Genomic DNA, 15,163 nt, shown 5'->3' with positions numbered 1-15,163 from the left:
CCCTCATTGTAAACTTTTTATTTAAAGATAAATACAAGCATATTATCATAAATTTGACCCGTGCAAAGAGAGCAAATTTCAGTTTTCGATATTTTTAAAATAGGTATAGGCCCCTCAAGTTCACACACACTTGGCCCTTGGCGGGCGGCACAGCAGTTTGTGCAGTCTTTAGAAGATAAACAGGTGCTGCCATTGGTTGAGCAGGTGAAAATTTTACTTTATGGCTCGTTAGCAAAAACAGGCCGCGGCCACGGTACCGATATAGCCATATTATTAGGCTTGAGTGGCGATGACCCGGTAACTTTCGAGGTTGACCAGGTTGGCCCTAAAACGACTAATATCCATACTTCGCACAAGCTTATACTTGCGGACAAGCACCAGATTAATTTTGACGTTGATGCCGATTTGCTGTTTCTTTTTAACGAAAGCCTGCCGTTTCACCCAAACGCAGTAACCTTCCAGGCATTTTTGAGTAACGGTAATGCTGTTTCTGAAACTTACTATTCAATAGGCGGCGGCTTCGTGGTCAAAGAAGGTGCCGAAGGCTTGCAAAAAGCCGAAGTTGACTTACCTTTCCCCATTGATACTGCCAGCAACCTGCTGCATTGGTGCATGAAAACCGGTCTCAAGATATCGGAAGTGGTAATGGAAAACGAGCTCGCCTGGCGCAGCGAACAGGAGACCCTGCAGGGCGTACAAAATATTTTTACTGCGCTAAAAGAATGCATTTACCGTGGTTGCCATACCCGCGGCACATTGCCCGGCGGCCTTAATGTGGCCCGTCGCGCCGCTAGTCTTAACAAACGATTATTAGGCGACCGTACTTATAATAATTATGATGAATGGATAACCGCCATTCGTAGCACCGGCAATAGCTTCCAGAACACGCTGGATTGGGTTAGCTGTTTTGCGCTGGCAGTTAACGAAGAAAATGCCTCGTTTGGTCGCGTTGTTACTGCGCCTACTAACGGAGCTGCAGGAGTGGTACCTGCCGTGCTGCAATATTTTATAGCTTTCTGTGATGGTTACAGTAATGAACGTATCGTACAGTTTTTACTAACCGCATCCGAGATCGGCAGTATATTTAAAAAAGGCGCGACTTTATCTGCTGCCATGGGCGGTTGCCAGGCCGAAATCGGCGTGTCATCTGCAATGGCCGCCGCCGGCCTTACCGAATGCCTTGGCGGCACACAGCGCCAGGTTTTAATGGCTGCCGAAATTGCCATGGAACATCACCTCGGCCTAACCTGCGACCCAATTGGCGGATTGGTACAGGTGCCCTGCATCGAACGCAATACCATGGGCGCTATAAAAGCCATTACCGCATCGCAACTGGCCCTGCAAACCAATCCTGATAATGCTAAGGTAAGCCTTGATGCCGTAGTAAAAACCATGTGGCAAACAGCGCTGGATATGAATTCGAAATATAAAGAAACTTCGGACGGTGGGCTGGCGATAAACATTCCGATTAGTTTGCCGGAGTGTTAAAATGTCTGAACCTTGATTCGCCTGATTTAAGGCTTGTTTGATTTTGGCATTCGCTTGTTAATCAATATTTAAAACCCTAAATTCGTTTATCATGATGACAAACGACCGCCGCATATTTTTGAAACAGGCAGCAACCCTTGCAGGTGCTTTTTCTGTTAACAGCCTGTTCAACCAGGCACATGCCGCCGAATGGCAAAAGGCATCACAAAAAATCAACCATCTTACCCCTGAGCAGGCTGCACAGGACGAGGATTATTGGGCAGTTATCCAGCGATCGTTTAGTGTAAACTCCAATATTATCAATTTAAATAATGGTGGTGTATCGCCATCGCCGATAGTGGTGCAGCAAGCCGTGGAACGGTACAACCTGCTGGCAAACGAGGGGCCGTCATATTTTATGTGGCGCATACTAGACCAGGGGCGCGAGCCTTTGCGTGAGAAACTGGCTAACCTGGCCGGTGTAAACCCTGAAGAAATTGCGGTTAACCGCAATGCAACAGAATCTTTAAACACTATTATACTAGGCCTGGATTTAAAAGCCGGGGATGAAGTTGTAGGCAGTAAATTTGATTACCCGCACATGGTGCAGGCTTACAAGCAACGTGTTATGCGCGATGGCATAGTTTATAACCAGGTGAACCTTAATTTGCCATGTGAAAATGATGAGGAAATGGTTAAAGCTTATGAAAGCGCCATCACTTCAAAAACAAAATTAGTGCATGTTACCCACGTGATTAACTGGGTTGGGCAGATATTGCCGGTAAAAAAGATTTGCGACATGGCACACGCCAAAGGCGTTGAAGTTATAGTTGATGGTGCGCATTCATTTGGGTTAATGGACTTTAAAATACCCGACCTGGGCTGCGATTATTTTGGCACCAGCCTGCACAAATTTCTTTCTGCTCCAATTGGTAGCGGAATGATGTGGATTAGAAAGGAAAAGATAGAAAAAATATGGCCGCTATCGAGCAGCGGCGAGCCGCATAGCAAGGACATCCGCAAATTCGAAGAGCTGGGCACCCGTAGTTTCCCTATCGAGCAGGGAATAGGCGAGGCCATCAACTTTCATGAAGGTATTGGCAGCAAACGGAAAGAAGAACGCATCAGGTATCTTAAAAACTATTGGGCCACAAAGGTTCAGCAGATACCCAACGTAAAGTTGCACACGTCATTAAATCCAAAGTACTCGTGTGCAATCTGCGGTGTAAGTGTCGATGGGATGACGCCAGGCGAATTGGACACCGCCCTGTTCAATAATTATAAAATACACGTGGTAGGTATAAAAATTGAAAACATAAGCTGTGTGCGTGTTACGCCGCATGTATACACCCCGTTGCACGATTTGGATAAGTTTGCGCGGGCAATTGATGAAATTGCCACAAAAGCCAAATCAACGGGCAGTAAATAATCGGAAATAAAGAAGGATGTTATTTCTCCAGCCTTGCTTTTACAGAAGGCTCAAGTGCCTGCACCCACATTTGATACATTTGGGCAGAGGGGTGTAAGCCATCGGCAGCGATCAATGACGGGTTTGTAGCTGCCAGCCTTGATATAGTCGTTATATCAATATAATTTGAAACGTGAGCTTTTGCCGTTTCATCCTTGTTAATCGCATTAAAAGCGTCAATATCTGGCCCAATTGTGTTCTCGCGCCCTGCAGCAAACGGGGTGACGCCGTAATCAGGGATAGATAGAACAAAAACCCTGCTGGCATCGCCCTTTGCAAAGTTGATTGCCGTATGCAGCACTTGTGCAAACTTTGTACGGTAATTGTCTTTGCTCTGAAACTGGTATTGATCATTAACCCCGATTAGTAAAGTAACAAAATCGTATTGTTTATCTTTAAAGTCGCTTTGTGAAATAGCGGCTATCAAATTATCGGTAGTCCAACCGGTTACAGCAATAATGTCGGGTGGTTGTACGTCAAAATTAAATGAATTTAACGAGTTGACAAGCTGGTAAGGGAATGATTGATTTTGCGGCACGGCCTCGCCGATGGTATATGAATCGCCCAAAGCAAGATAAGTAGCGGGAGTCGTCATGGGTTTGGAGGTTACAGAGGTATCAGTTTTAACTATGGGGGCTGGTACTGCAGCCTTTTTTGTACAGCCTGATAAGGCTGTTACCGCAATCAAAATAATTTGTAATATTTTCATAACATCATCTCCATATTAAACAACACGGAAATATGATGTTTTAGGATTTTTTTTACTTCGTTTATATCAACTTCGCGCCCCAACTCGCGCTGCATGCTGGTTACATCCTTATCATCAATGCCGCAAGGAACAATGTTTTTAAAATAATCAAGGTTGGTATTTACGTTAAAAGCCAGGCCATGCATGGTAACCCAACGGCTGCAGCGTACGCCAAGTGCGCATATTTTCCGTGCATTTTCATTATCGGCATCAAACCAAACGCCTGTATAGCCCGGGTAGCGACCGGCTGTTAAGCCGTAATCGGCAAGAGTAAGTATCACAGCCTCTTCCAACGTACGCAGGTAAAGGTGTATGTCGGTAAAAAAATTATCAAGGTCGAGAATAGGGTAGGCTACTATTTGTCCTGGTCCGTGGTAGGTGATATCGCCACCACGATTGATGGGATAGTAAACTGCCTGCTTTTCCTTTAGGCCTTGTTCATCCAGCAATAAATGTTCGGGCTTCCCACTTTTGCCAAGGGTGTAAACATGCGGGTGTTCGCAAAAAACAAGGTAATTCAATGTTTCGCTGGCTACGCTGTGGTCGTACGTGTGCCCGGTGCCATCGGCCAATGCAACTTCTTTGTTCCGTATGGCAATTTTTTCGTTTACAGTTTCGGCAAATAAAGCTTCCTGGCGGTCCCAGCCCTGTTTATAATCAATCAATCCCCAATCCTGGAAAATTACCTGTTTATTTTTCATCGCATTATCCCTTTACGTAGCCAACCATATAATCCTGGTATTGCAGGTAGCCAACATCGTATTTAATATCCGTGTCTCCTTTAAGCAGCCGGGCGTCAACCCATCCATGGCCCTCAAATTGGAACGGTTCCAATAATATGTTATCAGCAAATGATACCTCTTTTTGGCCGAAGCATTTGTATACCGCTTCCTTAGCACACCAGCAAACATACAATTGGTTTATTTTATCCGGCCCCTGAACGAAAGCCAGTTCTTCTTCCCGCATAAATTTATGGGCTATACGCTCTACCTTTTGTTTTACCTGCTCAATATCGATACCCACCGGGTTTTTACCAATCATTACGGCGGCATAATCAAAAGAGTGACTTAATGATATATGATAGGGCATATTAACCAAATATGGCTTACCATGTGAGTCGACTTTGCAATCAATATACTCATCAGTTTGCAGCATTTTGCGCAGTAGCACACGCGTACCCAGCCAATGCAGGTTGCGTTTGCCAACTTTGAGGCTCTCGTAGTGGGCCTGTTCCTGCTCGTCTAAACGCAGTTGACTGTACAATTCGTCAGCTTGTTCCTCAATCTTCCAGATCGCAAATTCTGTATCGTCATCAACCTGCTGCCGGTATGCTATAGCCATAAAAGTAAAATTGCAAAAAGCACAACAAACTTATATCAAATAACACTAAATTGTATCGCTTTTTGTTAATTATACAACCAACGCTAATAAAATTACATCATGCTAACCGAAAAACTTACACCTGCCCAGGTTGAGCAATATAATCGTGACGGGTATATCATCCTGAAAGATTTTTGTTCGCCGGCCGAAATTGATAAGTTGTACAGTACCGCGCTGGATGACAACGCTATGCGCAACAACGCGCTCGACCTTAACGACCAAAGCGGGAAAAAAACACGACTGTCACTATGGTTTACCCCGGGCAATGATGTTTTTGGATATTTAACCCGCAGCGAAAAAGTTGTGGGCACAGTTAAACAGTTAATGGGCGGCGATGCGCCGGTTTGCCATTTTCATAGCAAGCTGATGCAAAAAGAGCCGAAAGTTGGCGGCGCCTGGGAGTGGCACCAGGATTACGGTTACTGGTACAAAAACCAGTTTATGTTTCCTGATGAGCTAATAAGCATAATGGTGGCATTAACCGAAGCTAACAAACAAAACGGATGCCTGCTGGTAATAAAAGGCTCGCACAAACTGGGCCGGGTAAACCATGGCTTTGCCGGCGAGCAGGTGGGCGCCGATATGGTTATGGTGGACAATGCTCTTAAAACTATGGACATTGTTTATGTTGAAATAGAACCCGGAGATGCCCTTGTTTTTCACAGCAATTTGCTGCACCGCTCGGAAGCTAATCTAAGCGACAGGCCGCGGTGGTCGGTTATTTCGTGTTACAACCTGCAATCGAACCTGGCTTATAACGAAACATCAACATCATACAAAGTGCCTGTTGATATTGTACCGGATGAAGCTATTTTGGAATGGGAGCCAGAATCACTATCAAACGCAGATTTCCTGAAAAAAGAAAACGACCCGGCTTTGAAGCCAACAGGATGGGAGAATTAAGTCCTGAGCCCAAAGTCGTTAGTCTCGAGTCAAAAGTTTTGCTTAATTGGGGTTTGACTCAAGGCTTAGGACTTAAGACTACAGACTATATAAAATAATATAAAAATACCATATGAAAATAGCCATGTTAGGTTCGGGTTTCATTGCCCGTTTTTATGCAGACTCGCTGCAGGCGCAGCGCGCAAAGGATAGTTTAATCAGCGTTTACTCGCGCAACATCGATAAGGCCAAAAAATTTGCCGACGATTATAAACTGTCGTTTTACAGCGACGATATGGACGAGGTTTGCAGCCGTCCCGATGTGGATTGCGTGGTAATATCGCTACCAAACAACCTGCACGAAGCAGCTGTGGCTGCTTGTGCGAAAGCAAAAAAGCATGTGCTGTGCACCAAGCCGCTCGGTCGTAATGCCGCCGAGGCAAAACGGATGCTTGACATGGTTGAGGCAGCCGGTATAATGGGCGGCTACCTTGAAGACTTATGCTACACACCTAAATATCTCAAATCGCTTAAATCGGTTAAAGATGGAAGCATCGGTAAAGTATTGCTGGCAAAATCGCGCGAGGCGCACCCTGGTCCGCACAGCGATTGGTTTTGGGACCATGAGCAATCGGGAGGTGGTGCTATTGTTGATTTGGGGTGCCATTGTATCGAGATAGCACGCGGCTTTATAGGTAAAGATGTCCGGCCGGTTGAGGTGATGTGCTGGGCGGCTACGCAGGTACACCCCATTAAGGCCGAGGATAATGCCATTGGGTTGGTAAAATATGCTAACGGCGCTATCGGGCAGTTCGAGGTAAGCTGGTGCTTTAGAGGTGGTATGGACTTGCGCGATGAAGTAATGGGCACCGAAGGCACCATCTGGCTAAACAATTTCTTGCGTACCGGCTTCGAAATGTTTAGCGCAGGCAAAGGCGGCTATGTAGCCGAAAAAGCCGAAAGCAGCAGCGGATGGTTATTCCCCGTGGGTGATGAGGTGCACGAGTTGGGCTACACCAACATGTTTACCGATATGTTTAATTCCATCGAAAATAAAACAGAACCGATGGAGACGTTTTATGATGGCTATATTGTAAATGCGATAATAGATGCTGCCTATCTTTCTGCCAAAAGCGGCAGGTGGGAACCGGTACAAATTGAAGGCTGGCGCGGCAGTACGGATGCCGACAACGGCCCTGCAACCACATCGTACGATGAAAATTACTATTTAATTAAAAAGGAGATACTGCCATCCGGCGAGCATAAGCTGATATTAAAGCACAAGATTACAGGCGAGGTAGTGGTGCGCGAGATAACCGCTGATTAATGATGATTACGTTGATTTCGCTGATTGTCTGAACCTTGATTTTCTTGATTCAGGGATTTTCTTGATCGGCCAGGCATCAGGCAATCTTTTAATCAGGTAAATCAAGGTTCAGACAAAATCGGCGTAATCATTTTTCAATCGGTGAAATCATATTACCAACATCTTTACAAAACTTTTGTTGGTAAACTAGCATTGTCCACCCCGTCAATTAGTTATAATTTAGCCCCTCTTTACAGGGCATCATGATATTATCAGACAAGCGAATTTTAGAAGAAATTGAGGAAGGGCGTATTATAATTGAACCTTTTGACCGCACCTGCCTCGGAACAAATTCGTACGATGTGCACCTTGGAAAATACCTGGCCACCTACCGCGACAGGGTGCTGGATGCAAAGCTGCATAACGAAATTACTTACTTCGAAATCCCAAAAGATGGTTTCGTTCTGCAACCCAATACGTTATACCTTGGTGTAACTGTGGAGTACACAGAAACATATAACCATGTGCCGTTTTTAGAAGGGAAATCGAGCACAGGCAGGTTAGGTATTGATATACATGCGACGGCCGGCAAAGGCGATGTAGGTTTCTGCAATACCTGGACCTTAGAAATTTCGTGCACCCAACCAGTTAAGATCTATGCCGGTATGCCAATCGGCCAGCTGATATATTTTGTAGTTGAAGGGGAGATAGAAACCTTTTATAATACTAAAGACAACGCCAAATACAACTCGCCATCAACCAAACCGGTTGAAAGCATGATGTGGAAGAATGTATTTTAGAGTCCATAGTCCATGGACGATAGACCATAGTCGGTAAAACCGTTGAAGTCTTAATGAATAATCTCCCGTATATTCCCTAATAAACCATGGTCTATCGACTATGTTCCATGGTCTCAAATCTTTTTTCATAAAATTTTCATGTTCGATTAAACCTTTACTAATTTTTTAGTTCAAAGGATTAATAACCAGCCCGTTCACTTTCTATAACAACCTTGTTACAGGCGATCGGTATGGATATTTAACTATTTTTAGTTCTAAAACCCTATTTTCAGTGAGTTTATGAAGAAAACCTTATCCTTTGTAATTGCTATGCTGCCATTTTGGGTTTTTAGCCAGGCTTCACAACAAATCGCCGGCGACGCAGTAATACCGTCTGTCACCTCGAAGCTCGGTAACTACAACGCAAATCACAGTGCCGAAAAAGCTTACCTGCAATTTGATAAACCCTATTATGCGGTTGGCGATACCATTTATTTTAAAGCATACTTAACGCTTGGGGCGCAACACAAGCTATCGGCGCTGAGCGGAATATTATACGCCGATTTAATCGACCCCGACAATAAAATAGCCCGGTCAATAAAACTACAGGTTTTGGCCGGCACTGCCCATGGGGATTTTGCCTTAGCCGATACCTTAACCAAAGGTAATTATCGCGTTCGGGCCTATACAAACTGGATGCGCAACAATGGCCCCGACTCTTTTTTTGAACAAGTTATACCTGTCGGCATAGCATCGGCAAAAAGAATTCCTGAAAGCGGAGAACCGGGTGCTGTAAAACCGGCAAAAAGAGGTGTTTTAAACAAAGCCGATGTCCAGTTTTTACCCGAGGGCGGCACATTAGTGGCGGGAAACTATTCCACAGTAGCCTTTAAGGCGATAGCGCCAAACGGCCTTGGGCTTGCCATAAAGGGCACTTTAAAGGATAATGAGGGTAACGAAGTAACAACATTTGCGACTGCGCATTTGGGCATGGGGGAATTTTCCTTTGTTCCACAGGCCGGCAAAACCTATACCGCCAACATAACTTATGCTAATGGCCTAACACAGGCAATTGATTTACCAAAGGCTGTAAATAATGGTTATACAATAAATGTTAACAATGCCAATCCGGATACCATCAGCTTGCGAATAGCTGCTGGCTCCGAAAGCCCGCAGGATAAGTTAAATCTTATAGCACAATCAGGCGGCATTGTTTATTACGCAGCCGAGAGCGGGCCATTTAGCAAGTTTTTTACTGTAGTAATACCAAAAAGTAAATTCCCGACAGCGGTAGTACAGTTCACATTGTTTTCGCAAAACGGCGAGCCATTGAATGAACGGCTTGCATTTATCAATAACAATAATCAGCTTAAACTCGATGTAAAAGCACAGGAAACTTATAATACGCGGCAGAAAGTAAACATCGAAATAAGTGCCGGCGTTAAAGATAAAAAACCCGTAACGGGCAGCTTTTCGGTAGCCGTTACAGATGAAACCGCCGTGCCCGTTGATGAGCAAAATGAAAACACAATACTCACCAACCTGCTGCTAACATCCGATTTAAAGGGAACTGTTGAGCAGCCCAATTACTATTTCACAAACGTTACCGAAAAAACACAAGCCGATCTTGACCTTCTAATGCTTACGCAGGGTTACCGTCAGTTTACGTGGAAACAGGTCTTGGATGATAAGCCTGCGCTGCTGGCTTGGCAGCCCGAAAAATTGATGCAGATTGGTGGCCGGGTTGTTAAATGGCATACACCTGCTGCGGGGGCAAAAGTGAGCCTTATGACCAACAAAGGCGGCTTTTTTATGATAGATACTGTGACTGACAAAAATGGCAAATTTGTATTTAACGATTTGGCATTTGCTGATAGTACAAGGTTTGTGATACAATCAAAAGTGCGTAAGGGGCAAAGCGCGGTGACACTTGAGTTGGATACATTGTCGGCTCCCAGCCCATCGGTTATACCAAATTCGCTTATTAATAATTTAGACAATAGCACTCTGGCTGGTTTGTCAGCCTATCTTGTAAACCAAAGGCAATTTTACGATGAACAGCAAAAATATGGGATCAACAAACATGCAATAATGCTGAAAGAGGTCAAAATAAAGTCGAAAAAAGATTTTGTGAAGCGCTCCGAAAACATGAACGGCCCCGGCAATGCTGACGAAATTATCACTGCGGATGAATTAAAGGACATGGTAGGGGCAACACTTTCGTTTCGTTTAAAGAGTAAGCTTTTTGGCCTTGTCAACTTCGATTATAGAGGCACCCCTTATAGCAAGCGGGCAATGGATCCGATACCTGCGCCAATGCTTATTGTAGTAGACGGCGGATACCTGGATTATGAGCAGTTTAATAATATCGACCCCGACAGGATTCAAAGTATCGAGGTACTGGTTGGCCCTAATTATGCCACAATGTACGGTACTAAAGGAGGGCATGGAATTTTGGTAATAACAACCAAAAGGGCTGGCGATTATAGTTACGATCGTTTTACGCCTGGTGTTGTAACTTATCGACCTAAAGGCTTTTACAAAGCCCGCGAGTTTTATTCGCCGCAGTATGACGATCCAAAAACCAACTTCAGGATCGGCGATTACCGAAGCACTATTTGCTGGAAGCCGGACTTAATAACCGATAAGGATGGCAAAGCTTCCTTCAGCTTTTTTAACAGCGATAATAAGGGCACCTACCGCGTAGTTATAGAAGGCATTGATGCCGATGGCGATATCGGCAGGCAGGTATACAGATACACCGTACAGTAATTAACTATTAACAACTAAATGATAAAATCCCTAACCTTTCTAACCCTGCTTTTGCCATTTTACGCACTCAGCCAGGCGACGCAAAAAGCCACCGGCGACACCGTAATACAATCCGTTACCGAAAAGCTTAACACCTACACTGCCAACCATAGTATCGAAAAAGCTTACCTGCAATTTGATAAGCCTTACTATGCTATTGGCGACACTATTTATTTTAAAGCTTATGTAACACTCGGCGCCCAGCATAAGCTCTCGGCATTAAGCGGCATATTTTACGCTGACTTAATTGGTCCGGGCGGTGCAATAAGCCGGTCGATAAAATTGCCTATTGCTGCCGGTGTTGCCTGGGGCGATTTTGTTTTGGCCGATTCATTAAAAGGGGGCAATTACCTGGTAAGGGCCTACACCAACTGGATGCGTAATGAAGGGGACGATTCCTTTTTCGATCAGTCGCTTATGGTTGGGTCTGCCTCAATAATTAATGCCAATGCAAATGGCGGGAAAGCTAATGCGACAGGACCTGCAAAAATGACTGCCGGTAAGCCCGATGTGCAATTTTTACCTGAAGGCGGCAGCCTGGTAATAGGTAATTATTCAAAAATAGCTTTTAAAGCCATTTCGCCCGGAGGTTTAGGGACAGATATAAAAGGAACTATAACCGACAATGATGGAACCGAGGTAACTACGTTTGCATCGACACACCTGGGTATGGGCGTTTTTAGTTTGGTACCACATGCCGATAAAACATATAAAGCTAATATTACTTATGCGGATGGCACAACAGGTACTGTTGATTTGCCAAAAGCTGTTGCCAATGGCTATACCATCAACCTTAACAATTCAAACGCCGATACCATCCGCGTGAGGGTTGCTGCTGGTGGTGATGGTACTCAAAGCCAATTGAGCCTGGTAGCACAGGTCAACGGCGCTGTTTATTACGCCGTGCAAAGCGGGCCCTTTGCTAAGTTTTTTAACGTGGTAATTCCTAAAAGTAAGTTCCCGACCGGGGTTGTGCAGTTCACATTGTTTTCACAAACCGGCGAACCCTTAAATGAACGCCTGGCATTTATTCAAAATCCGGCGGAATTGAAGCTTGATATAAATGCAAAACCAACTTACATCACGCGGCAAAAAGTAAAAATCGACTTAAATGCTAAAGGCAAAGATAACAAACCCGCAACAGGCAGTTTTTCGGTAGCGGTTACCGACGAAACGAAAGTGCCTTTTGATGAGCTGAACGAAAATACCATCTTAACCAATTTACTACTTACATCGGTATTAAAAGGCAATATTGAGCAGCCCAATTATTATTTCACCAACATAAACGAAACTACCAGGGCCGACCTTGATGCTTTAATGCTTACACAAGGCTACCGGCATTTTGAATGGAAACAAGTTTTAGCCGGAGACACCAAACCCATTACCTGGCAGCCCGAAAAAGCGATGGTAATATCCGGTACGGTTAAAAAAGGTTCGAAACCAGTTGCGGGCGGTAAAGTGACCCTGCTGAGTAAAGCGGGCGGTATGCCGATGCTTTTGGATACTGTAACTGATGATAACGGCCGGTTTGCATTTAAAAACCTGGCGTTTAACGATAGCACCAAGTTTGTAGTTCAATCGAAAGTTTCAAAAGGACAGGATGATGTGGTACTTACAATTGACAGTGCAGCCGCACCAGGCGTGCCTGTGAAAAACATCACCGTAAATAGTTTACAAACCACCGCGGCCGTTGATATGACAGCTTATGTAAACAACCAGAAACAATTTAACGATGAACTGGAAAAATATGGGATTAATAAACATGCTGTTATATTGAAAGAGGTTGTAATAAAAGACCAGAAAATAAGCCCGGTGCCACACTCGGTAAACCTTAACGGCCCAGGCAACGCTGACCAGGTGATAAGTGCAAAAGATATGGAAAGGTTTACATGCGGAAGAATCACTGATTGTTTATCAGGTGTATTGTCGTCGGTAATATTCAGGAATAACGTTCCGCTGAACGCGCGAATGAAAATGGCCCCGATGGCAGTAGTAGTCGACGGCGACTTTGTGGATGCCACGGATTTCATGTATATGAACCCGGCAGACATTGAAGGCATTGAAGTAGTGCTCAGCCAGCATTACGCGGCTATATATGGAACGCGAATGGCCAACGGAGGATTGATAGTAACTACAAAAAGAGGTAAAAAAGGCAAGGAGTATTACCGCTATGCGCCGGGAGTTGCGACTATCAGACCTAAAGGTTTTTACCTGGCAAAAGAATTTTACTCTCCTCAATATGATAATTCAAAAACCAACCCCAAAATAACCGACCTGCGCAGTACCATTTTTTGGAAACCTGATATTATTACCGACAAAAACGGCAAAGCATCGTTCAGTTATTTTAATGCGGATGGCAAAGGCAACTATCGCATGGTTATTGAAGGTATTGATGCTGATGGAAACCTTGGCAGGCAGGTGGTGAGGTATAAGGTGGAGTAGGGGTTGGTGATTAGTTGATTTAGAGCTTAGTTAAGCAACCAGGATTTGCGCATTTGATGGCCCGAATCCGCCGTTAACCAATCTCTAATCAACTAACCTCTAATCTCTACTCCGACACATAATCAACCGGCAACAGTTCCGCAGTTAGCCGGTGGCCCCAGTTGCCATCGGTGGACACGCTTTGGGGATTTGCAAAAATGCCGTTTGCATCAAAAAGGGCATACTCTTCGTTAAATATAAGCGTCGTAGCTAAAGGGTCATCTAAAAATTCGGGTGTTTGGGTTGTAGTATTTGTTGCTTGGTTGCCTGCGTAGGCCCGCCTTTTGTTATAAAGTACATACAGGCAATCGCTAAAGTTTAATGCATAAGTACCTTTTACATTGGTTAGCTTAACAAAATCCGTCGCTGCCAAGGGTTTATTAACCAGCGTCTGGATGTATTTTGGGCCGATTCCGGTGTATTCGGGGTTTGGTTTTCGTATCAGCCGCATCACTTTAAAGCCCTCACTTGAAAAAGTATTGCCGATTACCGAACGTAAAAAATGCATGCTCGAGCCCTGGTAGGCGCTCAACCTGTTTGCCTTCCACCGCTTCATCTGCGATTTTGAACCCTTCATCTCTTCGAATGATGAGTTTCCTTCAAAATAAAAACTTCCATCTTTACGGTTGAACGTAAAATCTATCAGCATATACTTAATCTTGTAGCCAAGCGCTTTATTTTCTATTTCAAAAAAGTCGAATGATTTAGCTGTAAAGAGCTGGGTTTTTTTGTCGAAATCCAGGTCAAGCAAATCGGGCAGCCCCTTTGTAGTTATCTTACAGGATTGGGCATAAGCCGATGTACCGAAAAAGTGTTCCGTGAAAAATTCATAGTTTTTTAACCAATCTGTTTTTGGTTTTATTTTTACTTCCTGTAGCATCATCACCTTAGGGGTGAGGCTAATGTCGGCCAATTTTAAATCACCATTTATCGTGACGGCCTGGTGTAGAGTTTCGTAGCCCAGGCACGTTACCACAAAGTCGTACTGGCCGGGCCTGACATTTGTTATCGTATACCCACCTTTGTCGTCAGTTTTTGAACCAGCCACTGCGTTATTAAAAAATACGCTTGCGTTGGCCACGGGGGTTTTATCGTTGCTATTAATTACCTTACCTGTAATGGTGTATTGACCCAGGCAGGCAAATGGTAAAATAAAAAATAACAGGGAGGCGAATCTTTGCATAAAACAACTAAGTTGTTAGTTAATGCAAATTTATAGTTTATTTTAATATTAATGATTTTTTCTGATGCTAAGTTGTTTAAGCGGGGCATTTGCCGGACATAACTATTTTTTTAAAAAAAGTTTCAAAGCATATTAAACCTTTTTTAAAAACGTTGTTCTTATATATAAATTAACAACACTCGTATGAAAAGAATCTTATCTATTATTGGCTGCATTGTAGTGCTGGCAGCATCTTCATGTACCAAAAAGTACATTACCCCTAACCCCAACCAAACCATTTTGCTGAATGTTAAATCGACCGATTGGACAACTACAGATGGTGGAAAAACATATTCGGCAGTTATCGACGCTCCTGAAATCGACAGCTACTTTAACGACCATGGCGGGGTGCTGGTTTATTTTTCGTTTACCGATGGGGTGTATGAGCAGGTACCTGAAGTTTACCAGGGCATATCATACAGCTATACCCACAATAAAGGCAGCTTAGCACTTTATGCGCAGGCGTCTGACGGTGTAACGGCAATTAGCCGGCCAGATGATGCAGTTGTGAAACTTTTACTGATTGAATCTAATTAGTGATTAGAGACTGGAGATTAGAGATTAGTCGGGGACGGAGATTAGTGAGCAGAGGTTAGAGACTAGTTATCTTAAGCAGTCG

At 44.1% G+C, this 15,163-nt stretch carries 12 protein-coding genes; 8 read left to right on the top strand and 4 right to left on the bottom strand.

All coding sequences use genetic code 11. The features are described from left to right. Positions 1-60 precede the first annotated feature (60 nt). Complete coding sequence (locus Q0R52_RS24685; protein WP_295800009.1) at positions 61-1,488, top strand: L-serine ammonia-lyase; 1,428 nt, start codon at positions 61-63, stop codon at positions 1,486-1,488. Positions 1,489-1,579: 91 nt separating this feature from the next. After that, the gene (locus Q0R52_RS24680) at positions 1,580-2,896 is read left to right on the top strand and encodes an aminotransferase class V-fold PLP-dependent enzyme (protein ID WP_295800007.1); all 1,317 of its coding nucleotides are present in this window, start codon (positions 1,580-1,582) and stop codon (positions 2,894-2,896) included. Between the two features lie 19 nt (positions 2,897-2,915). Here the strand turns inward: Q0R52_RS24680 and Q0R52_RS24675 are convergent, their stop codons facing one another. From Q0R52_RS24675 to Q0R52_RS24665, 3 genes are read right to left on the bottom strand one after another with little or no spacing between them, the layout of a single operon-like run. Further along, on the bottom strand, positions 2,916-3,644 hold the full coding sequence (locus Q0R52_RS24675; RefSeq protein WP_295800003.1) for an SGNH/GDSL hydrolase family protein: 729 nt from the start codon (positions 3,642-3,644) through the stop codon (positions 2,916-2,918). Continuing rightward, the gene (lipB, locus tag Q0R52_RS24670) at positions 3,641-4,384 is read right to left on the bottom strand and encodes a lipoyl(octanoyl) transferase LipB (protein WP_295799999.1); all 744 of its coding nucleotides are present in this window, start codon (positions 4,382-4,384) and stop codon (positions 3,641-3,643) included. The genes Q0R52_RS24675 and lipB overlap by 4 nt, the downstream gene beginning before the upstream one ends. A gap of 4 nt (positions 4,385-4,388) precedes the next feature. Beyond that, a complete protein-coding gene (locus tag Q0R52_RS24665; protein ID WP_295799997.1) occupies positions 4,389-5,024 on the bottom strand; it encodes a 4'-phosphopantetheinyl transferase superfamily protein in 636 nt (211 codons plus the stop codon). Positions 5,025-5,123: 99 nt separating this feature from the next. Here Q0R52_RS24665 and Q0R52_RS24660 point away from each other — a divergent pair, with 99 nt between their 5' ends. The 5 genes from Q0R52_RS24660 to Q0R52_RS24640 all read left to right on the top strand — a co-directional run bounded on the left by Q0R52_RS24660 (position 5,124) and on the right by Q0R52_RS24640 (position 13,283). Continuing rightward, the gene (locus Q0R52_RS24660; RefSeq protein WP_295799995.1) at positions 5,124-5,966 is read left to right on the top strand and encodes a phytanoyl-CoA dioxygenase family protein; all 843 of its coding nucleotides are present in this window, start codon (positions 5,124-5,126) and stop codon (positions 5,964-5,966) included. A 112-nt stretch (positions 5,967-6,078) separates the two neighbouring features. Beyond that, entirely contained in the window at positions 6,079-7,272 is a 1,194-nt protein-coding gene (locus Q0R52_RS24655; RefSeq protein ID WP_295799992.1) for a Gfo/Idh/MocA family oxidoreductase, read from the top strand. Between the two features lie 242 nt (positions 7,273-7,514). Beyond that, positions 7,515-8,051 carry a dCTP deaminase gene (dcd, locus tag Q0R52_RS24650; protein ID WP_295799990.1) on the top strand — a complete coding sequence of 179 codons (537 nt, stop codon included), beginning with the start codon at positions 7,515-7,517 and terminating at the stop codon, positions 8,049-8,051. A 279-nt stretch (positions 8,052-8,330) separates the two neighbouring features. After that, complete coding sequence (locus Q0R52_RS24645) at positions 8,331-10,802, top strand: TonB-dependent receptor (protein WP_295799987.1); 2,472 nt, start codon at positions 8,331-8,333, stop codon at positions 10,800-10,802. An 18-nt stretch (positions 10,803-10,820) separates the two neighbouring features. After that, entirely contained in the window at positions 10,821-13,283 is a 2,463-nt protein-coding gene (locus tag Q0R52_RS24640) for a TonB-dependent receptor (RefSeq protein ID WP_295799985.1), read from the top strand. 106 nt (positions 13,284-13,389) lie between these two features. On the opposite strand, the gene Q0R52_RS24635 is transcribed toward Q0R52_RS24640, so the two are convergent. After that, positions 13,390-14,505 (bottom strand): carboxypeptidase-like regulatory domain-containing protein, encoded by a 1,116-nt coding sequence (locus Q0R52_RS24635; RefSeq protein WP_295799982.1) that lies wholly within the window; start codon positions 14,503-14,505, stop codon positions 13,390-13,392. A gap of 183 nt (positions 14,506-14,688) precedes the next feature. Between Q0R52_RS24635 and Q0R52_RS24630 the strand changes: the two genes are divergently transcribed. Then, positions 14,689-15,081, top strand: a complete 393-nt coding sequence (locus Q0R52_RS24630; RefSeq protein WP_295799979.1) for a hypothetical protein — start codon at positions 14,689-14,691, stop codon at positions 15,079-15,081. Positions 15,082-15,163: the final 82 nt, after the last annotated feature.

This window comes from Mucilaginibacter sp., assembly GCF_025359345.1.
Taxonomy (GTDB): domain Bacteria; phylum Bacteroidota; class Bacteroidia; order Sphingobacteriales; family Sphingobacteriaceae; genus Mucilaginibacter.
Note: the sequence above shows the minus strand (reverse complement) of the source record. Positions and strands in the feature narration are given on the sequence as shown.